This window comes from Pseudomonas sp. SO81 (assembly GCF_030374125.1).
GTDB lineage: Bacteria > Pseudomonadota > Gammaproteobacteria > Pseudomonadales > Pseudomonadaceae > Aquipseudomonas.
Window position 1 is genome coordinate 298,495 of record NZ_CP126126.1, and the last position, 22,346, is coordinate 320,840.

Genomic DNA, 22,346 nt, shown 5'->3' on the forward strand with positions numbered 1-22,346 from the left:
GCCTGCGAGCAGCGAGACGGAGAACCGCATGAAAGCCGTAGTATTCCATGATGTGGGCGATATCCGTCTCGACGACGTGCCCGAGCCCACCCTGCAAGAGCCCACCGATGCCATCGTGCGCCTGACCGCCTCGGCGATCTGCGGCACCGACCTGCACTTCGTGCGCGGCACCGTCGGCGGCATGGCCAAGGGCACTATCCTCGGCCACGAGGGCGTCGGCATCGTCGAGGCCCTGGGCGAAGATGTACGCAACCTGCAGATCGGCGACCGGGTGGTGATTCCTTCCACCATCGCCTGCGGCAACTGTTCCTACTGCCGCGCCGGCTATTACGCCCAGTGCGACGACGCCAATCCCAACGGCAAGGAGGCCGGCACGGCCTTCTTCGGCGGCCCCTCGCCCTCCGGCCCGTTCCACGGGCTGCAGGCGGAGAAGGCGCGCATTCCCTTCGCCCACGTCGGCCTGGTCAAGCTGCCCAGCGAGATCAGCGACGACCAGGCGATCCTGCTCTCGGACATTTTCCCCACCGGCTACTTTGGCGCGGAGATGGCCGAGATCACGCCCGGCGACACGGTGGCCGTGTTCGGCTGCGGCCCGGTCGGCCAGTTCGCCATCGCCAGCGCCAAGCTGCTCGGTGCGGCGCGGGTGTTCGCTATCGACCACCGCGAAGACCGCCTGCGCATGGCCCGCCAGCAAGGCGCCGAGGTGATCAATTTCGACCAGGAAGACCCGGTGCAGACCCTGCGCCGGCTGACCAGCGGCATCGGCGTTGACCGCGCCATCGACGCGGTCGGCGTGGACGCCGAGTGCTCTTGCCACGCCAATTCGCAGCAGGTCGGCCAGTTCCGCGAGGAGATGGCCACGGTAGCCCCCAAGACCCATCCGGACGGCGCCAACTGGCACCCCGGCAATGCGCCGAGCCAGGCCCTGCAGTGGGCCGTGGAGGCGCTGGACAAGGCCGGCACCCTGTCGATCATCGGCGTCTACCCGCAGCAGGCACGCAGCTTCCCGATCGGCGCGGCGATGAACAAGAACCTGACCATCAACATGGGCAACTGTCATCACCGCAAGTACATCCCGCTGCTGATCGAACTGGTGCTCAACCACCGCATCGACCCGGCCAAGATCCTCACCCAGATCAAGCCGATGAGCGATGCCATCGAGGCCTTCAAGGCGTTCGACCGACGCGACGAGGGCTGGATCAAGGTCGAGCTGAATCCGCAGATGCAACTGGGCGTGGGCAGCGAGGAGCGGATCGAGGAAAGCCGCCTCGACGAGGCCATCGAAGAGTCCTTTCCCGCCAGCGATCCTCCTGCCATGACGGCGCCCAAGCGTTCCTGAGGTAGCGGACCGACTGACACCGGAGAGAAGAAGCTGAGGAGCTCCATGAGTGATATTCGCATCGGCATATCGGGATGGCGCTACGCACCCTGGCGTGGCGACTTCTACCCCAAGGGCCTGCCCCAGCGCCGGGAGCTGGAGTTCGCCTCGCGGGAGGTCAACAGCATCGAGATCAACGGTTCCTTCTATGGCCTGCAGACCCCGCAGCGCTACGCCAACTGGTATGCCGACACGCCGGAGGGTTTCGTCTTCAGCGTCAAGGCGCCGCGCTACATCACCCATGTGCGCCGCTTGCGCGATGTGGATCAGCCGCTGGCCAACTTCTTCGCCTCCGGCCCGCTGCAGCTGAAGGAAAAGCTCGGCCCGATCCTCTGGCAGTTCCCGCCCAGCTTCCGCTTCGATGCCCAGCTGTTCGGCGACTTCCTCGCCCAGCTGCCGCGGGACACCGAGCAGGCTCGCGCCTGTGCCCGGCACGCCGATGCGCGGCTGCACGTCGAAGGCTATCTGGAGGCCGCACCGGATCGCGCGCTGCGCCATGCGGTGGAGATTCGCAACGACAGTTTCCTCTGCCCGGCCTTCGTCGAGCTGTTGCGCAAGCACGGCGTGGCCCTGGTGGTGGCCGATACCGCGGGCAAGTGGCCGTATGTGGAGGATGTCACTGCCGACTTCATGTACCTGCGCCTGCACGGCGACGTGAAGCTCTACACCAGCGGCTACTCGCCCCAGGCGCTGCTGCGCTGGCAGGCGCGCATCGAAGCCTGGACCGCCGGCACGCAGCCGGATGACGCCAGCCTGATCGACCCCGAACACCAGCCGGCCAAGCGCCAGCGCGACCTGTATTGCTACTTCGACAACGACGTGAAGGTGCGCGCGCCCTACGATGCGCGCCACCTGCTGGAAGGCCTGGGGCGCTCGCCACAGCGCCGGCAAGGAGAACTGGTATGAGCGAACCCAGTCCGCTTCTCACGGTGGAGCAAGCGCCCGCCGTGCATCAGCTCAAGGTGCTGACCATCAATACCCACAAGGGCTTCACTGCCCTCAACCGGCGTTTCATCCTGCCAGAGCTGCGCGAGGCGGTGCGCGCCACCGGGGCCGATCTGGTATTCCTTCAGGAAGTGCTCGGCACCCACCAGCGCCACGCGCGCCGGCACCGCAACTGGCCGGTGACCCCGCACTACGAATTCCTCGCCGACAGCATGTGGCCGCAGTTCGCCTACGGGCGCAACGCGGTGTACCCGGACGGCGACCACGGCAACGCGCTGATGAGCAAATTCCCCATCAGCCAGTACGTGAACCTGGACGTATCCATCGGTGTGGTCGAGCAGCGCGGCCTGCTGCACTGCGTGCTGGACGTGCCCGGCCCGCGCCAGGTGCATGCCATCTGCGTGCACCTGGGCCTGCGCGAAGTGCACCGCCGTCAGCAGCTCAACCTGCTCTGCCGCCTGCTGCAAAGCCTGCCGGCGGACGAGCCGGTGATAGTCGCCGGCGATTTCAACGACTGGCGCCAGACCGCCAGCGCCATCCTCGCGGAACAGGGCATGCACGAAGTCTTCACCAGCGAATTCGGCGAGCCGGCCAAGAGCTTCCCGGCGCGCTGGCCGCTGCTGCGCCTGGACCGCATCTATGTGCGCAACGCCACCAGCCATGCGCCCGTCGCGCTGTCGACCCGTCCCTGGTCCCACCTTTCCGACCATGCCCCCTTGGCTGTGGAGATCCACCTATGAATTACAACTGGCGCGAAGGTAATCAGGTCCAACTTCTGATCAATGGCGAGGAGTATTACCCGCGAGTCTTCGAATGCATCCGCGCGGCACAGCGCGAGGTATTGATCGAGACCTTCATCATCTTCGAGGACAAGGTCGGCAACGAGCTGCAGCAGGTTTTGATCGACGCCGCCCAGCGTGGCGTACGCGTCGAGCTGACGGTGGACGGCTACGGCACTGCCGACCTCAGCCGCGAGTTCGTCACGGCCATGACCAGCGCCGGGGTCAATATCCATGTGTTCGACCCCAGCCCGCGCTGGCTGGGCATGCGCACCAACCTGTTCCGCCGCTTGCACCGCAAGGTGGTGGTGATCGACGGCGAGCGCGCCTTCGTCGGCGGCATCAACTATTCCGCCGACCACCTCGGCGACTTTGGCCCGATGGCCAAGCAGGATTACGCGGTGGAAGTGGTCGGCCCGATCGTGGCCGACCTGCATGCCGCCAGCCTGCGGGTGATGCGCCCTGCCCTGGACGCACCCAGCCAGGTGCGTCCGGTCACCCGCCTCGCCGGCGACGCCCGCATGCTCCTGACGGTGCGCGACAACGATGCCCACAGCCGGGACATCGAGGCCCAGTACCTGCTGGCCATTCGCTCGGCCAACTACCGCCTGGTGGTGGCCAACGCCTATTTCTTCCCCGGCTATCGCCTGCTGCGCGAACTGCGCAACGCCGCCCGCCGCGGCGTGCGGGTGACGCTGATCCTCCAGGGCCAGCCGGACATGCCCTGGGCTCGCGGCTTCTCGCGCATGCTGTACAACTACCTGCTGCGCGACGGCGTGGAGATCCACGAGTACTGCCAGCGCCCGCTGCACGGCAAGGTCGCCCTGGCCGACCGCGAATGGGCCACCGTGGGCTCCAGCAATCTCGATCCGCTGAGCCTGGCGCTGAACCTGGAAGCCAACCTGTTCATCCGCGACGCCCGCTTCAACCAGCAGCTCTACGAACACCTGCACAGCCTGATCACCGAGCACTGCAAGCGCATCAGCCTCGAGCGCGTGATCCGTGGCTACTGGTGGCGCGCGCCGCTGATCTTCCTGTGCTTCCACTTCACCCGGCTGTTCCCCGCCATCGCCTCCAAGTTCCCCGGCCACTCGCCGCGCCTGAAATCGCTGCGCCCGGAGCCCGACGAGCCGCATGACGCCCTCTACAGCCAGGGCAAGCTGCCATGAGCAAGCCGAATCCCAACCCCTGGATTCGCTGGGGCAAGCGCCTGCTCACCGCGCTGTTCTTCATCATGGTGCCGGTGCTGCTGTTCATGCTGGTGAAGAACCTGGAGTGGAGCGAGGTGGTCCAGGCCCTGCGCAGCTTCGACCGACCGACCCTGGCCGCCTGCGTGGCGATCACCGCCGTCAGCTTCCTGCTGTTCGCCAGCTACGACCTGCTCGGCCGCATCTACACCGGCCACCACCTGCCGGCGCGGCAGATACTGCCGCTGACTTTCGTCTGCTACGCCTTCAACCTCAACCTCAGCTCCTGGGTAGGCGCCATCGCCTTGCGCTACCGCCTTTACTCGCGCCTGGGGCTGGGCGTGGCCACGGTGACGCGCATCCTCACCTTCAGCCTGATCACCAACTGGCTGGGCTACCTGATCCTCGCCGGCGGCGTGTTCGCCCTGCGCCTGGTGCGCCTACCGGAGCAATGGGAGATCGGCACCACCGCGCTGCAGATGATTGGCGTCGCCCTGCTGCTGGTCGCCGCCGGCTACCTGCTGGCCTGCCGCTTCGCCCGCCGCCGCTCCTGGACCTGGCGCGACCACGAAGTCACCCTGCCCTCCCTGCGCCTGGCGCTGGCCCAGGCCGGCATGTCGATGTGCAACTGGTCGCTGTCCAGCCTGCTGGTGTTCCTGCTCATGCCCGACGGCGTGGACTACCCCACCGTGCTCGGCATCATGCTGGTCAGCAGCATCGCCGGCGTAATCACCCACATCCCCGCCGGCCTCGGCGTGCTGGAGGCGGTGTTCATCGCCATGCTGCAAGGCCAGGCCTCCAAGGGCGCCGTCCTCGCCGCCCTGATCGGCTACCGCGCCATCTACCTGCTGCTGCCACTGCTGGTGGCCGTGGTGGTCTACCTGGTGCTGGAGAAACGGGCCAAGAAACTCAGACAAAAGTCGGAACAAGCCGGCCGCCTGAAAACCGAAGGCGCCTGACCTCCGCCGCAAGCTCCAGCGGATGGACAGCCTCAAGGCAAATCGAATAGGGTCACAGACGAATCGCTGCTCCTGATGGAGCAGCTGGAGTTTGTGCCCCTGTCGCTTTTGCCTTCCTCCCTATGGCGTATTTGCTGATGCGCCCTTCAGGCCGAACAAGGACTTAGCGGACGACAAGGAACGTTATGCGACACAAGTGGCGGAAAATATTATGCCAGTTGTGTCGTCTACTTATAGTTATGCGTCGTGAAGTAATGGAAATTCCTGAGTCAAATAATGTCTATGGGCTACTAACATGCCCAGAGTCACTTGAGGAGCCTGCAAGGGTACTTAGGCAAACTCTTGCCCTTGGCTCGGATGATGTAGTCGTTAAGAAATCCCAGTTTGATGGGGCGCAGAGTCTCGTGTTTAGTGCTGCGCAGGCTGATTTTAAAGCCTATGGAGCAACAGAAGAGGGAGAGTACTTATTTAACGGGGCAGTAGCTGGAACGGCAGAAGAGGTTTGCCTATTCGTCCAAGAGCTGCATTCTGCACTCACACAAGCCGGCTATCGCATTAGGTTTGAGGTCTATGATGCTCAGCAAAACTGCATTGCAGAATTCCACGCATAACAAGTCGTCCCAGCCGACCCCGTACCGGGGCGGCTGAACTCCAACGTTAGGCGCACATTCCCAGAGAAATCACATGAGCTTATCTACCGAAGAAATACTGAGCGCGTTTGGCAATGGGCATATAACCAAAGAAATTTTAATTTCCGAGCTTATCGATTTATGCATCTATAACGAGCCCAAAGAAATACTAGCCAGGCTTTCCGTAGACATAGTTAAAGACATAAAAGAAAAAGTAAAAAAACCTCCAAGCACATGCTTAAAATTAATTCACCTTGAAGGCAAGAATCCCCGCTCTCATAAGTCAGAAAAAACAGTTCAACTAGAAGAAGAACTGCAAAGAATCAAAGGCTTCGCAGGCATTTGGAGAATGCACGCACACTTTTATCTCTCCACACAAAATGAGCCGCGCGCCTAACAATGCGCTCAAATCGCTCGCTTCGTTCGCTGGGACGGCGTTCCGCCGCCCCTTAGCTTAATCGTTAGGCACCCAAGATGACAATCGAGCATCAAGAAGCAGTGTTACGCCACCTCTCAAAGACGAAGGCGATACTTTTCTTTCTCTTCCATAAAGAAAAATTCGTCCGCCTATCGACTGAGCATGACACCGCTCAAAATATTCTTGGTGCAGAGGATATCCGTCGCTCTTACGTCGACGGTCAGTACAAGCCGAATGTCGAGGACACAGCTCAGCTTGCCCAGAATCGAACCTCAGAGTTACGACAGTCACTTCGCCATGCGCTCTTATGGGTTCTGTGTTCGACTTTGCTCTCCAGCGGAGTCGGCCTCGCACTTTATTGCTACTTTGGTGTTTGCCCCCAATGGCTAAGCTCTTTGCTTCAGCTTATTGGAGTCGCCGTAATCTTATGGGCCACGATTTGGGAGTTAGGTTGGGGCGTACGCTCAATGGATGGCAACACGCTACCAGAGCGCGTTCATCAGTGGGTATTCAGGCTTATGTATGTGGTCGGATCTTCTCTTTTCTTTCTGGCGTACGCCTGGGGTACAACATGGGCTGCCTAACAATGCGCTCAACTGCCGCTCACTTCATTCGCTGGACAGCCAAAAGCTGCGCTTTTGTCTGCCCGTTAGCTTAATCGTTAGAGTCTTTTGTATGACCAATGAGGAACTCCGCAAGTCTTGGGCGGTGACGCTACGACACCTTGCAGCTAGTCGTTTCTTCCTACTTGAGCACCTCCCCAGCCAAGAGGCTGAGGATTGCTGGGCTCAAGCGCAGGGCTTCCTTCATCATAACGAGTTGGGGCTTGGGCTGGAGGAGCTACAGGAGCTTGGCGAGCTTTGCTCTGCACCAAAGGAGTTTTGGTTAGAACTTCTATTGGCAGCAGAGAATATGGGGTTGGAAGCTCACTCTGAGTCCCTGCGGCAAAGGCTCTAACAATGCGCTCAACTGTCGCTCACTCCGTTCGCTGGACGCCCAAAAGCTGCGCTTTTGGCCGCCCGTTAGCTTAATCGTTAGGTGCCAAAGGTTATCCATGGAAATTCGTAGCGGTAGAAAGCCCGTTGAAAAGCGCTACGGCTTTAGATCAGGCGGCAACGCTAATCACGCGCGCTACGACCACAAGCAACGAGCAAGAGAAATTCATGTCTTGTGTCCTAAGTGCGAACACATGGCTCAGGCAGTGGATGTAGAGGCAGCTCCAAAACAAGTAATTGTCGGAGACCTTAACCCATCCTGGAAGAGTAAGCCCTTCACTTTGGTCTGTACAAAATGCAGCTATACAGCTGAAGGTCTGAGCTATGCAGATCTTCCAAAGCCGTACCATTACATCGAGGCAAAAGAAGACGTCTTGTGGGCGTATAACTGGTGCCATCTCGACATGATCAAAAAAGCTCTTGGAGGGCTATCGGTCGCTGGTCATCCATACGAATTTTTTGCCACTTACATACATGGTAACTGGAAAAAGAACTCTAAGTTTTGGCTACTCGAAATCAACGAGCATGTAAAGCAAAGCGACTCAAGGCACCAATTCAGCAGTAAATATCACCAACTCAAGAGCGGCACCTAACAAATGGTTCAAGTCGTTCGCTTCGCTCACTCGGGACCGGCTAAAGCCGGCCCCTTAACCAAACGTTAGCCGCCATGAAAGTGCCTACGAAACTCCTATTTTTAGCCGCAGCCTTGTCACCCGGCTGCATATTGGTCAGCAATTCAAAGTCAGCCATTGAAAGCATTGAAAATATATTATACGCAATACCACCTATAGCCCTTTCGGCACTGCCAAGTCTATTTATTTTCATGTGCGCACTGATGGCAGAAAACAAAAAATTTGTGCTTTTATGCCTAACCATAAACATCCTGATAACCATAACTTACATTAAAGTAATTTTTGAACCCCTGGGAGGGTTTGCATACGGAGGCCTAGCTATATTTCAATTACTTTTGTCGTTTGCTTTAATGCCAATTTCATACTTCATCTCGGAGGCGCGCGGCTAACAATGCGCTCAAAGCGCTCACTCTGTTCGCTGGGACCGGCAAAGCCGGCCCCTTAGCTTAATCATTAGAGGTCACAGTGGAAATTCACGGTTACGCCAAGGAAGAGCGAGACGCTGAGAATCTCATCCCTGCCGAATTGGCAGAAATCACGTTAGTTGCATCATCCAACGAGCTACGAAGAATCGCTGCATTTCTTGAGCACTGTGCAGGCCAGATCGAGAAATATGGAAAATCTTGGGGCCATGAGCACTTATCCGACCAAGACAAGGGCTTTGAAAGCTCTCCCCACTTTGTTGTATTCAATCCTGATTACGAGTTGTGATATCTAATGAACTACACCGACGGGCAGGAAGCTATGTTGGGGGATGAGGTTCTTATCGAAGGCCAGCACAGAGGCATCGTGGTTGCCTGCATTGATTCAGGCCAATACAGCGTGCACTATCCCAAAACCGACTGGGCTTATTTAATGGAGGGAACCCTCATTGACACAGACTTTGGTGGTCTCATCCATTACAAAAGCTCAGCAAACGAAAGCATCGTGCTGGTAAAGCGCGGAGTTAACCTCTAACAATGCGCTCAACTGCCGCTCACTCCGTTCGCTGGACGTCCAAAAGCGCGCTTTTGGCCGCCCGTTAGCTTAATCGCTAGGCACATATGGAACAGATCCAAACCGACACAATGTCCGCTGACAACCCCGCCACGCCGAATGCCTCGCCAACTACTGGCCCGAAACTTTGGAAGATTTTCTGGCTGACATATGTCGCGCCAGTGGTAGCTTGGCATGTAGCTCTTAACCACATGTATTACTCGCAGGCCTTTATTAGCACCATGATTTCAGTCGTGGAAATCACCGGCCTGCCCCCTAAAAAAGCAATATGGCTGTCAGTTATTGCACCGCTATATTGCTACAGCATATTTTGCTGGCATTTGGTCTGGAAGTACGCAAGAAATACAAATATAAGTACATGGGGCCATTTTGCGAAGCTAGTTACGCTAGCACATATGCTATGGTATGCCTCAAAAGCCGTTAGTATTTGGGCTGGTGCCTAACAATGCGCTCAGCTGCTGCTCACACCGTTCGCTGGACAGTCAAAAGCTGCGCTTTGCCTGCCCGCCAGCTTAATCGTTAGAGGGCAAGATGGATCTTCGCCAGACAAAACCAATACTAATTACAGCCCTGAGCATTGCAGTGTTGCCGTTGTTTTTGGGCAGCTATATGCATTGGGAAAGTCCTCAAGGAATACTTTTGTACACCCCAACGGTAAATAATCCGCACCCGCAAGGCTCCCCTGCATTTCCTATCGGAGTGCTGGTCGGGTTCGTAGTTTCGTTTTTGCTCTCGTTAGTGCTTGTAGCCTTAGGGGGCGCTGCCGCGTACATAACACGTTCAAGCTCTGGTAGCTCAAAAGCCAAAGCTAAATTGTTCTGCAAAGTTGCAGTTACAATCCTCGCTACCTCCACCATAGGCGCCATAGGTGCTTTAATTTATGCAGTGCTCCGCTAATAACTGCGTCGGGTCGGACGCTTCGCCCACTCAGGACCGGCTAAAGCCGGCCCTAGCTTAATCGTTATGCACAAGGAAGTAACATGAAGAAAATCATCATTCTGATCGCACTATCTGCCGCAGCGTACTATGCATACAAAAACAATTATCTGGGCAGCGCGAGCAGCACGAATCAATACAGCATAAGCAACATTCAGAACCAACCCATCCCGCAAGAAAATTTATTTGAGCTCTGGCACGAGACCGCGCTAAAAATGTGCGACGACTCAACCAAGTCATTCAACATCAGTCAAAGCCAATGCATAGAGAAAGTAGATTCAAGAAAAGAATCTTGTAAAGCAACCGCCGGGCGAAATGCGCCTGCGGTAATTGAAAGTGAGTACGAAGCCAAGCAATTAGGTAAGGCATACCTCCACTGCGCTGTTCCGGGCTATCACTGCAAGGGAAGAGAGGTAAAAACAGAAGAAGAGGCACGCCGATACTGCCAGTAGTAATTGGCTCATCTTGCGTATCGCTCACTTGGACGCCCGCAAGCAAAATCCGCGAACGTCCCTAATTTTTTGCTAGGCATGATATGTACAATCCATACACTCCACCGCAATCATCAGTCGCGCCCCTTCGCATGGCACCAAGAATAAAGTGGTGGATGCTTGTCTATTCGGTGATTTTCGCCATCTGGCTCGCCCTGTGTGCAACGAACAGCATACTCGCCGATTTAAGCCTGATATATACAGTGCCAGCTGTGCTTCTCTATATATTCACCACCTTGGGAAACATACTTTACGCCGTCAATCGATCAGCCATCCTTCCTTCGCAACTGTGGCGGGTAATATTAGTGATGATAACGCTAGAGTATTTCTTGCGCCCTGTGTACGGGAACGACCACCCATCTGGCTAGAACCATAAAAACATACGCAATAAGCATAGCTTTATTCATACCAACTGCCTGGGCGCACTACGCTAGCTCACGCGCCCACTCACCTGCTGCTCAGTAAAATGCTCTAGATTTTTCACCTTGCTCATTCGGGGGCGGCTGAAATCGCTCGATTAACCAAATGCTATATGCTGGTGACACATGGAAGAAATTCTCAGCTTCGCTGCACGACTTCTTGGCTACTTCGTAACAGAAATCCTACTGGGCTCATTTTTCTACGTTATTGGCTGGCCTTTTGTAAAAGCGGCAACGCTCGGGAAATACCCAAAGAACGAGTGGCTGAGCGGATCTAGAAATGAAACATATGTATGCTGTATTGGGATTATTGTGTTTGCACTTCTATTAATGACCGCTTTTGGCCAGTTCGGTGCATCATGAATAAAATAATCAGCTTTATTTTGCTAGCACTTATAAGCGGCTGTGCGACTTACAAAGTTGAGTTGGCCGAAAATTCCTCCGTAGCAAAAATAGCGCTCAATCCAGATGCGCCCATTCTAGTCAAACAAGAGAATTTATACCCGGAGGGATTTCAGTGCTTCGAGCCGATGCTGTTTGTGCTTACACTTGGGCTAATTCCGACAAACTGTACAGACTCATATAGCGCCTCGATTACCACAGATCAGCAGAAAATAGTGCCGTTAGGATCCTTCAAGGTAACCACCATCGGTGGCTGGGCTGCGCTAATCATAGCGCCGCTGCCCCAATGGAGATTTGGGTCACCAGATAAGCCAGAAATTGAGATAAGAAAATTATCAGCCATGAGTGATAAGTAAACATAACAATGTATCAAGCTGCGCCCGCCTCACTATCAGGGCAGTCAAAAATTGCCAGACCCTTCAATCAGCACATGGATAATGCTGTGAAAAAAATCGTAATGCTCAGTGTCATTTTAATGGCCGGCTGTCAAAATGAAGCCACACGCACACCTGAACCATCAACTGAAGCCTCAGAGCAGCCTGGCACTGCTACGCTGATCGTAATCTCCAAGGAGGCAAAGCTAGGAGAGAGCGGTTTTAATCTTATCGATAACGACAAAACGCTTCTCTCTTACATGAAAATAAGCAAGACAATTGAGTTCCAGCTGCCTTCTGGAAGTCGCACCTTTACGGTTTCATCGACAGGCAGCCCTGGTTTTAAATTGCAGGCGAATCTAAAGCCAGATACAAAGACCTGCATGCAGATCGAAACCAATAACGCGAATTACTTGGGGAAGTTTATTCTCCCGTTTATGAGAAATGCGACTCCAACACACAGGGCCGAGCTAATTCCCTGCGAATTGAAATCCGCCACATAGTGCGGATGACTCGGGATAGCGACGTTAGACTGTACGGATTTTTATGGATATCACCGCCGTCAAAGACTATTGCAGCACACTCCCCGGCACCTCATCGAAGTTGTACGGCGCGCCAAGCAACATCCTTGTCTACTACGTAGGCGGCAGGAAATTCGCCTACTTCAAGACCAGCGAGCCGGAGCAGTGGCGTTTCAGTATTTGCGCCTCCCCGGAACGCTTCCTGGAGCTGACTGACGTGCCGGGCATCAAGCCGGCCCGTTATATGGCCAGGTTCCGTTGGGTCACCATCGTGGATGTCGATACGGTTCCGGCCGAATACCTGCAGGAGCTGATCAACTGGTCCTATACCAAGGCCTTCTCCGGCCTTTCGAAACGCCAGCAGTCCACCCTCGCAGGTGAGCGGTCCACCCACTCTCTCCAGCCGAAGTGGTCTCGCGGCTCGGCTTAACCAGGCGCTAGAAGCATCATGACTGTTAAGCGTTCGCTCAACCCGCTACACCTCTTCACCTGTTCGATGCTCGCGCTTGGCGTGCTGACCGGGTGCGATCAGCAACCCGCAACAGGAAATGCCGCCAGTGCTGAGTCGTCGCCGGCAAGTCCGGCCGACCAAGCCGCGATCAAGGACCTGACCCGCGTCGGAACATCTGTCGCGGCGCAATCTGCTGACCTGAAGCTGGAGTTTCTCGGCGCCAAAAACGGCATTGATCCGGCACAGGCGGCCGCATCCGGCGAGAGCTGGTCGCTCTACCATCTTTCCTTTGCCGCCGCGCAGCCCTCGGAATTGCAGCTGAGCGGCAATGTTCAAAGCTCGACACTGTCCCCCGAGAACCAGGCACGCCAGGAGCGCTGGCAGAAAGTGGTTTGCACTCCCGAACTGAGCGATGTCATGCGCGCGCACCAGATCGATCTGGTTTACGCCACCTTCGGCAAGGCGGACATGCCCATCGCCCAGTGCCAGTAGCAGGCAGGAGAAGCGGCTGATGTCCGACATCACTATCCACGAAGGCTCGCTCCCGGAGCTGGCCGAGGCTCGCCTGGATGCCAGCTTCGACGTGACGCAGGAGCTGCGCCCTTATTTCATCCAGGGTCGCTTCGGCTACGACATCGTCGATGTGGAGCCCTACCGGAAATCCTATGGCGACGATGACGACGAAGAGAGCGACGGCGAGCTGTTCATCGCCCGCCTGGAGGGGCGGCCAGCCGGCGCGATAGCGCTATCCGAAGCGTGGAACGGCTATGCGCGCATCGACAACATCCTGGTCGACACCAACCTGCGCCGAGCCGGCGTGGCGACCGCCCTGCTCAACCACGCCGTGGACTGGTGCAAGGGCCGCGGCTTACCCGGGCTGATGCTGGAGACGCAGAACAACAACGTGGCGGCCTGCAAGTTGTACGAACGTTTCGGCTTCCGCCTGGGCGGCTTCGATACGCACCTGTATGGCGCCGCCGCCCCTGGGGAAATCGCCCTGTTCTGGTATTGGCACGCCGCAGCCTGAGGCCGCGGCGCGGATTCTAGCCATTCACCACCGAACCGCCGTTCACATGCAGTACCTGGCCACTGACATAGGACGAGTCGTTGCTGGCCAGGTAGACGAAGGCCGGTGCCACTTCTGCCGGTTGGCCGGGGCGCTGCATGGGGGTGTCCGAGCCGAAGGTGGCGACCTTTTCCGGCGGGAAGGTCGAGGCGATCAGCGGCGTCCATATCGGACCCGGTGCCACCGCGTTGACGCGGATACCGCGCTTGGCCAGGTTCAGCGCCAGCGAGCGGGTGAAGGTGGTGATCGCGCCCTTGGTCGATGAGTAGTCGAGCAGCATGGGGTTGCCCTTGTAGGCGGTGATCGAGGTTGTGTTGATGATCGCCGAGCCGTCCTTCAGGTGCGGCAAGGCGGCCTTGGTCAGCTGGAACATGCCGAAGATATTGGTGCGGAAGGTCTGCTCCCACTGCTCTTCGCTGATGTCTTCCAGGCCTTCCTGGGGCTGCTGCTCGCCGGCGTTGTTGACCAGGATGTCGATGTGCCCCCACTTGCCGATGGCCTGTTCCACCACCTGGCTGCAGAACCCGGCGTCGGCCACGTCGCCAGCCAACGGTAGTACCTGGCGGCCGCGGCGTTCGATCTCCGCCTGGGTGTGTTTGGCATCCTCATCGCGATCGAAGTACAGCAGCACGATGTCGCAACCCTCCTCGGCGAAATGCACGGCCACGGCGCGGCCGATGCCGCTGTCGGCACCGCTGATGACGGCGACCTTGCCCTCCAGCTTGCCGGCGCCGCGGTAGCGCTCGTCGATGTATACCGGTGGCGGGTCCATCTGCGCCTCGCTGCCGTGGGGGATGTCCTGGTGCTGTGGCGGCAGGGTCTGTTTCTCGCTCATGGGTTTTTCCTCGTCATTCGCTTGCGGGCGGTGTGGCGCCGAGCCGTTCCCACATGGCGCGGGTCAGGCGTTGGCGGTTGGCATAGCCGCTCCAGGGGTTTTCCCGCAGGCCGTCGAGACGCTCCTGCAGGTTGGCGATGGTCCATTGCTGGGCGCTGCGCAGGCCGTCCAGCTCGTCACGGCTGATCGGCACCGAAACCGGCAGCCCCGGGCGGGCGCGTACCGAGTAGGCGGCCACGGTGCTGGCGCCGCGGCCGTTGCGCAGGTAGTCGATGAAGATCTTGCCGACCCGGTTCTTCGGCCCGGAGGTGGCGGTGAAGCGCTCCGGCAGCTGGCGGGTCATGAACTGGGCGACGGCCTTGGCGAAGCCCTTGACCGTGTCCCAGTCGGCGCGCCGGGCCAGCGGCACGATGATGTGGATGCCCTTGCCGCCGCTGGTCTTCAGGTAGGCGTCCAGACGCAGCTCATCGAGCACGCTGAGGGTCAGGCGAGTGGCTTCGAGCATGCTGCGCCAGGGCAGCGCGGGGTCCGGGTCGAGGTCGAGGACGAAGTGGTCCGGCGTCTCGATGCGGTCGCTGGTGGCGCCCCAGGTGTGCAGCTCGATGGTACCCATCTGCACGGCGCCGACCAGCGCCGGCAGGCTGTCGATTTCCATCAGCCTGGCGTGGCCGGGGTCCAGGCTCGGGTCCAGGTGCTTGATGTTGGGAATGGCCAGGCGCTCGGAGTGTTTCTGGAAGAACTGCTCGCCGCCCACGCCATCCGGCGCCCGCACCAGCGATACCGGGCGATTGTCCAGGTACGGCAGCAGCCACTCGGCGATCCCTTCGTAGAACAGCGCCAGGTCCAGCTTGGTGGTGCCGCTGTCCGGGTCGATCACCCGCTGGGGATTGCTGATCGGCACCTCGGCCACCACCGGTTTGCCGCCCTTTCCACCCTTGCCGCTCGCAGCCTTGGCCGGCTTGGTGGATTTGGCCTTGGTACCGAGCTGCTCCGGCGGGCGCGGCCGCTCGCGCACGATCTGGCTGGCCGGCTTGTCGCTGCGCAGGGCGACGAAGGTGGCCTGGCGCACGATGCCTTCACGGGTCCACTCGGCGAACTCGGCCTCGCCGACCAGCTGCGGCTCGACCCAGCTGACCCCGCGGGTCTGGGCGGAGGTGAGCTTGTGCGCCAGCGGCGAGTCGCTGCGCGCCAGCTGCTGCAGGCGCTGGTGCAATTCCTTCAGCGCCACCTCACCGAAGCCGCTGCCGACTCGCCCTGCGTAGCGCAGGCCGTCGTCCTCGTTGACCGCCAGCAGCAGTGCGCCGAAACCGCTGCGGCTGCCCTGCGGCTTTGTATGGCCGACGATGACGAACTCCTGGCGCAGGCGGCACTTGAGCTTGATCCAGTCGGGGCTGCGGCGTGACACATAGAGGCTGCCGGCGCGCTTGCCGATAACGCCTTCCAGGGACATGGCACAGGCACTCTCGACGATGTCCTCGTGGCGCGCGCTGAACGCCGCCGAGAAGCGCAAGGGCGAGCGCCGCGAGTTGCCCAGCAGTTGCTTGAGCTGGGCGCGGCGCTGCTCGAGCGGCGTTTCGCGCAGGTCCTGGCCATTGATGAAGGGCGCGTCGAACAGGTAGTAGAGGATGTCGTGGCTGCGGCCGATGTCGAAGGCGTTCTGCAGCAGCTGGAAGTCCGGCAGGCCCTGGTCGTTCATCACCACCACCTCGCCGTCCAGCCAGGTGTCGCGCAGCCCAAGCTTGGCCAGGGCTTCGGCCTGCAGCGGCAAGCGCGCCGTCCAGTCGTGGCCGTTGCGGGTGAACAGGCGCACCTGGTCCTCGGTGATGCGGGCAAGGATGCGGTAGCCGTCGAACTTGACCTCGTAGAGCCAGTCGCCCTCCGGTGGCCGCTCCATCAGGGTGGCCAGCTGTGGCGCCAGGCTGGCCGGGAAGTCGGTGCTGGCCGCCTTGGCTGTGGGCTTGGCCTTGGGCTTGCTTTCGGCCGCCTTGCGCACCGCCTTCTTGCTCGGCCCGCCGACCAGCCCGCCGCTGATCACGCTCTGCGGCAGCGCCTCGACTATGTCGTACTCGTCGGCCGAGCGCGCCGTCTCGTCACGCTCCTTGATCAGCAGCCACTGCTGCTTGTCGCTGCTGCCGCGCAGGTGGGTACGCACCAGGGTCCAGTCACCGGCCAGTTTCTCGCCGACCAGGGTGAACTTGAGCTTGCCGGCTGCGTAGCCCACCGACGGGTCGCCATGGGGATGCCAGATGCCGTGGTCCCAGACGATCACGTCGCCGGCGCCGTAATTGCCCTCGGGAATGCTGCCCTCGAAGCTGGCGTAGTCCAGCGGGTGGTCTTCCACATGCACCGCCAGGCGCTTGTCGTGCGGATCCAGACTCGGCCCCTTGGGCACCGCCCAGCTCTTCAGGGTGCCGCCCAGCTCCAGACGGAAGTCGTAGTGCAGGCGCCGGGCATCGTGTTTCTGGATCACGAAACGCAGGGCGCCGGCCTTGCGTGTGCGCTTGCGCGACTCCTCGCGGGGCTCGCTGGTCTGCTCGAAATTGCGTTTGCGGTTGTATTCGCTCTGCGCCCTGGCCATGTCGGTTTTCCTGGCTTATTTGCGTGCCGTCTTGGCGGTCTTGCGCGGGGTCGTGCTGGCCGCCTTGGGTTTCGTCTTGGGCTTCGGCTTGCTCTCGGCCTTGCCGCCGAGGCTGCGCTTGAGCAGCTCGGTGAGGTCGATGACATCGGCGCTGCGCCGCTCTTCCTCGCCGCCCACGCGCTCGACTTCCTCGATCTTGCCGGCCTTGGCCTTCTGCTCCACCAGCTCCATGATCCGGTCCTGGAAGCTGTCCTGGTAATCCTCCGGCTGCCAGTCGGCGCTCATGTCCTTGATCAGCCGCTTGGCCATCTCCAGCTCGCTCTTCACCAGCTTCGGGCTGGTCACCGCGGAGCCCAGCTCCAGCGACTCCAGGCCGCGTACCTCGCTCGGCCAGCGCAGCTTCACCAGCACCAGGGCCGACTCCAGCGCCATCAGCGCCGCCAGGTGCTGGCGGGTGTGCAGCACCACGTGGGCCAGAGCTACCTTGTCGGTGCTGGCCAGGGCCTCGCGCAGCAGCGCATAGACCTTTTCACCACGGCGGTCGGGAGTCAGGTAATAGGGTGTGTCGATGTTCTGCAGCGGGATCTGCGGACTGTCGATGAAGGCGAAGATATCGATGGTCTGGGTCGATTCCGGGTGAGCGGCGCGGATTTCCTCCTCGCTCAGCACCACGTAGCGGCCCTTCTCGTAGGCCACGCCCTTGACGATGTGCTCCTTGGTGACTTCCTTGCCGGTGACCTTGTTCACCCGCTTGTAACCGACCGGCTCCATGCTGCGCTTGTCCAGCCAGTCGAAGTCGACGCCCTGGGACGAGGTGGCCGAGACCAGCGCCACCGGGATATGCACCAGACCGAAACTGATAGCGCCTTTCCAGATAGCTCGAGCCATGACAGTCGCATCCTGGGAGTGTTATGGGCCGACCCGTCGTGGTCGGACAAAGTTTCAGTGATTCTCTCCGGGCAAGTAGCGGAAGCTGCCGCACCGGCTACAGCACTGGCACAGCAAGGTCTCCTTACCCATCAGGGTGGGGTAGCCATCGATCCAGTTACAGCCACTGATCAAACACATGAAAGTCATCTGTTCCTCCTGCGGCCCACCGTTGGGTACTCGATAACCAGTCGACCGCAGGCAAGCACCGAAGGTTTTATCAACAAATACCTGAACTCCTTTTGGCCACCCGGTGGTCTATCTGTCAGGAGGCCGCCAGGCCACGCAGCTCGGGAGTTCAACCATGGCGAAGAAGTACGATTTCCTGGTCAGTTTCATCCTCGATAACCAGCCGCAATCGGTCACGGTGCAGGCCGACAGCGAGACGCTGACCCCCGAGCAGGCGCTGTTCTACCTGCAGGCACTGCACAGCGAGGCGCGGCCCGGTGCGATCACCGATGTGCAGGCCAGCCGTATCGACAAGGAAAAAACCGCCGCCTCCCCTGGCCACCACCTGCAGCCCTGAGCCATGAAGAACCTGGAAACCCCGGCCTACAAGCTGGCGCTCTATGGCGCACGCAGCAGCCTGGGCAATGCGGTGCTGGTCGAGGCGCTGCATCGCCAGTACGAGGCGATGGCCATCGTCGACCAGTTCAACGCCCTGCCCTCGATACCCGGCCTGCGCACCAAGGGCGGCGACTTGTCCGACGCGCTTTCTGTGAGCCACAGCGTGGCCGGCATGGACGCGGTGGTCTGCCTGCTCGGCGAGAAGCTGCCGAGCGCTGCCCGGGACGATTTCCCTCTGCTGTTCCGCGCCCTGCTCGCCATGCTGGATGGCCTGGAAGTGGCCGGTGTGAAGCGCCTGCTAGTGGTGGACGACTTCGTCTGGCTGGACGAGAGCCCGCAGCGCCCGTCTGCGCCGGTGAGCCACCTGCAGGAGCGCCTGCTGGCCAGCCCGATCGCCTGGACGCTGGTCGAGGCACCGGCGCTAACGGGCGAGGATCTGCAATTCGCCGACTTCGTGCAGCCCGCTGAGCGTGCCCTGCCCCTGCGCCGCTTCGCCGCCGGCCTGCTGGATGAAATGACCCTGTCGCTGCACGTGCATGAGCGCGTGCGCATTATCGAAGGAGATCGCTGATGGGACCCGAGAGCGTGATTCTGCTGATGATCTCGGCCTGGTTCCTGGTCGCTGCGGCCATGCTCTGGGGCATATTGCGCATCGCTCGCCGCCATGCCGTTTACCACCAGCCGCACGCAGCCATGCCTACACCGGCACCGCTGCCCGCCCGACGCAAAACACCACGGCCGAAGCTGCCGCGCCCGGTGCTGACCCCGGCCTACCGCGCGGCACACCACTTCGCCCATCGCTAGCGAACCCACAGCACTCCGGCCCGCAGGCCGGAGTGCCGTGCATCAGGCGGGAATCGCCTTGGCCTTCGGCTCGCGCGCCCATACCCGGTGCTGGGCCATGGCATTGACCAGGTCGGCGCACAGATCCTCCGCCTTGGCCGCGCTGAGCAAGCCTTCATCCGCTTCCAGGTGCAGCTGCGCCCTCAGGTCCGCCGCCTCGCCGCACAGGGCGATCGCCTTGAGGTGCTTGTAGGCCTCCAGCAGGTAATGCAGCGCCGCGCCGTTGGCCAGCAGCGCCTTGGCGGCCTCGGCACCGGCGGGTACGAACACCGCATCGAAGGCGATCGAGGGCAGCCCCTCCAGGGTGGCGTCGGGTACTAGGGTATTGCCGTCGCTGGTCTTCACTGGCGCCGAACTGGGACCGATCACCTTTGCCGTGGCCCCTTCGCTGTTGAGCACGCCGATGATGTGGCTGATGTCATCGACGTTGGCCCCGTCGGCCACCAGGATGGCCACCTTGCGCGAGCGGATATTGCCCGACAGCAGGTTGGCCTGGCTCAGCGCCGGCGACTTCTCCAGGGCGGTCTGTAGCGGCGCGACGGTGCCACCGGCGGGCGCCGGCAGGCCGAGGTTCTGCGCCACCCGCGTGGCCAGCAGCGGGTCGATGTTGGCGAGAATCTGGTTGACCTGGCGCTCACGGATTTCGCGACGCTCCACCTTGCCCAGCTCGAAGCTGTAGGCGGCGATGATGTGCTCCTTCTCGTGGGGCGCCATGCTGTTCCAGAACAGCCGGGCCTGGGAGAAGTGATCGCCGAACGAGTCGGCGCGCTTGCGCAGCTTCACGCCGCTCATGGGCTCCGGGTAGGAGACGAAGCCGCCACCGCTGGCCGCCGGTGGAGTTTCCTTGGGCCAGCCGCCATCGATGGAGTTGGGCTCGTAGGCCGCCCTGCCCTTGTTGATGGTCTGCCGGTGCGGCGCATCGCGGTTGTTGTTGTGGAACGGGCAAAGCGGCCGGTTGATCGGGATCTCGTTGAAGTTCGGCCCGCCCAGGCGCAGCAGCTGGGTGTCGGTGTAGGAGAACAGCCGGCCCTGCAGCAGTGGATCGTTGCTGAAGTCGATGCCCGGCACCACATGGCCGATATGAAACGCCGCCTGCTCGGTCTCGGCGAAGAAGTTGTCCGGGTTGCGGTTGAGCACCATCTTGCCCACCACGCGCACCGGCACCAGTTCCTCGGGCACCAGCTTGGTCGGGTCGAGCAGGTCGAAGTCGAACTTGTGCTCGTCCTCCTCGGGGATCACCTGCAGGCCCAGCTCCCATTCGGGGTAGTCGCCGCTCTCGATGTCTTCCCACAGCTGCCGGCGGTTGAAGTCCGGATCCTTGCCGGCCAGCTTCTGCGCCTCGTCCCAGACCAGCGAATAGACACCGGACACCGGCCGCCAGTGGAACTTGACGAACACGCTGCGGCCGGCGGCATTGACCAGGCGGAAGGTGTGCACGCCGAAGCCCTGCATGGCCCGGTAGGCCACCGGGATGCCGCGATCGGACATGGCCCACAGCACCATGTGCGCCGACTCCGGCTGCAGCGAGACGAAATCCCAGAAGGTGTCGTGGGCCGACTGGCCGGTGGGAATCTCGTTATGCGGCTCGGGCTTCACGGCATGCACGAAGTCGGGAAACTTGATCGCATCCTGGATGAAGAACACCGGCATGTTGTTGCCGACCAGGTCGAAATTGCCCTCGTCGGTATAGAACTTGGTGGCGAAGCCGCGCACATCGCGCACCGTGTCCGCCGAGCCGCGCGGGCCCTGCACGGTCGAGAAGCGCACGAACACCGGGGTCTTCTTCTCCGGATGATTGAGGAAGTCGGCGCAGGTCAGCTCGGCCAGCGGCTCGTAGACCTGGAAGTAGCCGTGGGCCGCCGAGCCCCGCGCGTGCACCACCCGCTCGGGAATGCGCTCGTGGTCGAAGTGGGTGATCTTCTCGCGCATCAGGAAGTCTTCCAGCAGCGAGGGGCCTCGCTCGCCAGCCTTCAGCGTGTTCTGGTTGTCGGCCACCTTGACCCCGGTGTTGGAAGTCAGGGCCTCGCCAGTGGCGTCTTCGCGCCAGCGTTCCAGCTGGTCCAGCTTGGCGTTGCTGTTACCGCGGTCGAGGGTATGGGTGCCCGCCGCCTCGCTCGGGCTGTTCTTCTCCGACATATCGCTCTCCTCATGGCTAGGGCGTCGCCGCAAGCGACACCTCCTAGTTAGGAGAAGGCGATACGGCAGAGGTTCTAGCGATTTTCACCACGCCGCTGCGCTGAAAAAGCCGGCACTCGCCGCGCACCTTCCGGTCGAAAGGCCAATGCCCGACAGCCGAGGAAGCGACAGATGAACAACGAAGAAACCTTCCGCGACGCCCTGCTGGTGGCCCTGGTCGATTGCGCCGCGCTCCACTTCGAGGAAGCCGCCCACTACGCCCACGCCAATGGCCTGGAGGCGCGCACACAACTGCGCAACGACGACCACGCCGAGCTGCGCCTGACCCTCAAGCGCCCCAGCGATGGCGTGCCCTGCGTCTATCGCATCGGCGCCCTGACCGAGCGCAACCTGGTGCTGCATGAAAAGAGCTACGGCCGGGAAGTCCAGCGCCTGGAGGCGCCGCTGGAGTCGATCAACCAGACCCTGGTGGAAACCGAACTGGCCGCCTTCTTCATCAAGGCCGCCGCGCTACCACTGGACTATGTGGCGGAGCGTCATCAGCCTGGGTTTGTCTGAGGGCTTGCGACTGCGTATCGGGCTGGCGTTAAAGCACACTCGTAGTGCCATTTAATCAGTGATGGCATGCGCCAGCCCCTTTGCACGCTCATTCAAGCGGCGATGCTTGACCGGCACGCCCTAACTCTCGGGGGTATTACAAGGGACTCGCTGATAAGCAGCTAAGCTTGAAGCAGCGGACACCTGCGGTCCCAACGGCTTGAAAAGTTAGAGCGCTATGAAAGTTCATCGAGTCTCGTTTGACGGCGGCCTGCTAGAGCGTGGTTTCTGGCTTTACGTGTGGCTCCTAAAGTCCGGCTCGGACAAAGCGGTGTACGTTGGCCG

The 22,346-nt window shown here is 60.4% G+C and carries 27 protein-coding genes; 22 read left to right on the forward strand and 5 right to left on the reverse strand.

What is annotated here, in order from left to right:
* Positions 1 to 28: 28 nt before the first annotated feature.
* The 18 genes from OH686_RS01295 to OH686_RS01380 all read left to right on the forward strand — a co-directional run bounded on the left by OH686_RS01295 (position 29) and on the right by OH686_RS01380 (position 13,539).
* Positions 29 to 1,339 (forward strand): zinc-dependent alcohol dehydrogenase, encoded by a 1,311-nt coding sequence (locus OH686_RS01295; RefSeq protein ID WP_289535846.1) that lies wholly within the window; start codon positions 29 to 31, stop codon positions 1,337 to 1,339.
* 45 nt (positions 1,340 to 1,384) lie between these two features.
* Positions 1,385 to 2,284: a DUF72 domain-containing protein gene (locus OH686_RS01300; protein ID WP_289535847.1), complete on the forward strand. Its 900-nt coding sequence runs from the start codon at positions 1,385 to 1,387 to the stop codon at positions 2,282 to 2,284.
* A complete protein-coding gene (locus OH686_RS01305; protein ID WP_289535848.1) occupies positions 2,281 to 3,063 on the forward strand; it encodes an endonuclease/exonuclease/phosphatase family protein in 783 nt (260 codons plus the stop codon). The genes OH686_RS01300 and OH686_RS01305 overlap by 4 nt, the downstream gene beginning before the upstream one ends.
* A complete protein-coding gene (gene clsB, locus OH686_RS01310) occupies positions 3,060 to 4,271 on the forward strand; it encodes a cardiolipin synthase ClsB (RefSeq protein ID WP_289535849.1) in 1,212 nt (403 codons plus the stop codon). The genes OH686_RS01305 and clsB overlap by 4 nt, the downstream gene beginning before the upstream one ends.
* On the forward strand, positions 4,268 to 5,248 hold the full coding sequence (locus OH686_RS01315) for a lysylphosphatidylglycerol synthase domain-containing protein (RefSeq protein WP_289535850.1): 981 nt from the start codon (positions 4,268 to 4,270) through the stop codon (positions 5,246 to 5,248). Before clsB ends, OH686_RS01315 begins: the two co-directional genes overlap by 4 nt.
* A gap of 254 nt (positions 5,249 to 5,502) precedes the next feature.
* A complete protein-coding gene (locus tag OH686_RS01320; protein WP_289535851.1) occupies positions 5,503 to 5,859 on the forward strand; it encodes a hypothetical protein in 357 nt (118 codons plus the stop codon).
* Positions 5,860 to 5,932: 73 nt separating this feature from the next.
* Positions 5,933 to 6,274: a hypothetical protein gene (locus OH686_RS01325; RefSeq protein WP_289535852.1), complete on the forward strand. Its 342-nt coding sequence runs from the start codon at positions 5,933 to 5,935 to the stop codon at positions 6,272 to 6,274.
* Positions 6,275 to 6,351: 77 nt separating this feature from the next.
* A complete protein-coding gene (locus OH686_RS01330; protein ID WP_289535853.1) occupies positions 6,352 to 6,879 on the forward strand; it encodes a hypothetical protein in 528 nt (175 codons plus the stop codon).
* 470 nt (positions 6,880 to 7,349) lie between these two features.
* Complete coding sequence (locus OH686_RS01335; RefSeq protein WP_289535854.1) at positions 7,350 to 7,883, forward strand: hypothetical protein; 534 nt, start codon at positions 7,350 to 7,352, stop codon at positions 7,881 to 7,883.
* 504 nt (positions 7,884 to 8,387) lie between these two features.
* Entirely contained in the window at positions 8,388 to 8,633 is a 246-nt protein-coding gene (locus tag OH686_RS01340; RefSeq protein WP_289535855.1) for an Imm32 family immunity protein, read from the forward strand.
* A gap of 6 nt (positions 8,634 to 8,639) precedes the next feature.
* Positions 8,640 to 8,879 carry a hypothetical protein gene (locus OH686_RS01345; protein ID WP_289535856.1) on the forward strand — a complete coding sequence of 80 codons (240 nt, stop codon included), beginning with the start codon at positions 8,640 to 8,642 and terminating at the stop codon, positions 8,877 to 8,879.
* 1,019 nt (positions 8,880 to 9,898) lie between these two features.
* Positions 9,899 to 10,306, forward strand: a complete 408-nt coding sequence (locus OH686_RS01350; RefSeq protein WP_289535857.1) for a hypothetical protein — start codon at positions 9,899 to 9,901, stop codon at positions 10,304 to 10,306.
* Positions 10,307 to 10,890: 584 nt separating this feature from the next.
* Positions 10,891 to 11,127 carry a hypothetical protein gene (locus OH686_RS01355; protein WP_289535858.1) on the forward strand — a complete coding sequence of 79 codons (237 nt, stop codon included), beginning with the start codon at positions 10,891 to 10,893 and terminating at the stop codon, positions 11,125 to 11,127.
* The gene (locus OH686_RS01360) at positions 11,124 to 11,522 is read left to right on the forward strand and encodes a hypothetical protein (protein ID WP_289535859.1); all 399 of its coding nucleotides are present in this window, start codon (positions 11,124 to 11,126) and stop codon (positions 11,520 to 11,522) included. The genes OH686_RS01355 and OH686_RS01360 overlap by 4 nt, the downstream gene beginning before the upstream one ends.
* A gap of 86 nt (positions 11,523 to 11,608) precedes the next feature.
* On the forward strand, positions 11,609 to 12,043 hold the full coding sequence (locus OH686_RS01365; protein WP_289535860.1) for a hypothetical protein: 435 nt from the start codon (positions 11,609 to 11,611) through the stop codon (positions 12,041 to 12,043).
* A 43-nt stretch (positions 12,044 to 12,086) separates the two neighbouring features.
* Entirely contained in the window at positions 12,087 to 12,491 is a 405-nt protein-coding gene (locus tag OH686_RS01370; RefSeq protein ID WP_289535861.1) for an MmcQ/YjbR family DNA-binding protein, read from the forward strand.
* A gap of 18 nt (positions 12,492 to 12,509) precedes the next feature.
* Positions 12,510 to 13,004, forward strand: coding sequence for a hypothetical protein (locus tag OH686_RS01375; protein ID WP_289535862.1), 495 nt, complete (start codon positions 12,510 to 12,512; stop codon positions 13,002 to 13,004).
* 19 nt (positions 13,005 to 13,023) lie between these two features.
* On the forward strand, positions 13,024 to 13,539 hold the full coding sequence (locus OH686_RS01380) for a GNAT family N-acetyltransferase (protein WP_289535863.1): 516 nt from the start codon (positions 13,024 to 13,026) through the stop codon (positions 13,537 to 13,539).
* Between the two features lie 16 nt (positions 13,540 to 13,555).
* On the opposite strand, the gene OH686_RS01385 is transcribed toward OH686_RS01380, so the two are convergent.
* Genes OH686_RS01385 through OH686_RS01400 form a run of 4 tightly spaced genes read right to left on the reverse strand, consistent with a single transcriptional unit; the run spans position 13,556 to position 18,068 of the window.
* Positions 13,556 to 14,413 (reverse strand): SDR family oxidoreductase, encoded by an 858-nt coding sequence (locus OH686_RS01385; RefSeq protein WP_289535864.1) that lies wholly within the window; start codon positions 14,411 to 14,413, stop codon positions 13,556 to 13,558.
* Between the two features lie 13 nt (positions 14,414 to 14,426).
* Positions 14,427 to 16,991: a DNA ligase D gene (gene ligD / locus OH686_RS01390; protein WP_289535865.1), complete on the reverse strand. Its 2,565-nt coding sequence runs from the start codon at positions 16,989 to 16,991 to the stop codon at positions 14,427 to 14,429.
* A gap of 15 nt (positions 16,992 to 17,006) precedes the next feature.
* The gene (gene ku, locus OH686_RS01395; protein ID WP_289535866.1) at positions 17,007 to 17,879 is read right to left on the reverse strand and encodes a non-homologous end joining protein Ku; all 873 of its coding nucleotides are present in this window, start codon (positions 17,877 to 17,879) and stop codon (positions 17,007 to 17,009) included.
* 54 nt (positions 17,880 to 17,933) lie between these two features.
* A complete protein-coding gene (locus OH686_RS01400) occupies positions 17,934 to 18,068 on the reverse strand; it encodes a PSPA7_2676 family Cys-rich small protein (RefSeq protein ID WP_137973203.1) in 135 nt (44 codons plus the stop codon).
* Between the two features lie 154 nt (positions 18,069 to 18,222).
* Here OH686_RS01400 and OH686_RS01405 point away from each other — a divergent pair, with 154 nt between their 5' ends.
* Genes OH686_RS01405 through OH686_RS01415 form a run of 3 tightly spaced genes read left to right on the forward strand, consistent with a single transcriptional unit; the run spans position 18,223 to position 19,289 of the window.
* The gene (locus OH686_RS01405; RefSeq protein ID WP_192398189.1) at positions 18,223 to 18,444 is read left to right on the forward strand and encodes a hypothetical protein; all 222 of its coding nucleotides are present in this window, start codon (positions 18,223 to 18,225) and stop codon (positions 18,442 to 18,444) included.
* A 3-nt stretch (positions 18,445 to 18,447) separates the two neighbouring features.
* Positions 18,448 to 19,056: an NAD(P)H-binding protein gene (locus tag OH686_RS01410; RefSeq protein ID WP_289535867.1), complete on the forward strand. Its 609-nt coding sequence runs from the start codon at positions 18,448 to 18,450 to the stop codon at positions 19,054 to 19,056.
* Positions 19,056 to 19,289: a hypothetical protein gene (locus OH686_RS01415; RefSeq protein ID WP_289535868.1), complete on the forward strand. Its 234-nt coding sequence runs from the start codon at positions 19,056 to 19,058 to the stop codon at positions 19,287 to 19,289. The genes OH686_RS01410 and OH686_RS01415 overlap by 1 nt, the downstream gene beginning before the upstream one ends.
* Before the next feature lie 42 nt (positions 19,290 to 19,331).
* Here the strand turns inward: OH686_RS01415 and katE are convergent, their stop codons facing one another.
* Positions 19,332 to 21,464, reverse strand: coding sequence for a catalase HPII (katE, locus tag OH686_RS01420; RefSeq protein ID WP_502942763.1), 2,133 nt, complete (start codon positions 21,462 to 21,464; stop codon positions 19,332 to 19,334).
* 171 nt (positions 21,465 to 21,635) lie between these two features.
* On the opposite strand from katE, the gene OH686_RS01425 reads away from it, so the two are divergent.
* The gene (locus OH686_RS01425; RefSeq protein ID WP_289535870.1) at positions 21,636 to 22,022 is read left to right on the forward strand and encodes a hypothetical protein; all 387 of its coding nucleotides are present in this window, start codon (positions 21,636 to 21,638) and stop codon (positions 22,020 to 22,022) included.
* Positions 22,023 to 22,346: the final 324 nt, after the last annotated feature.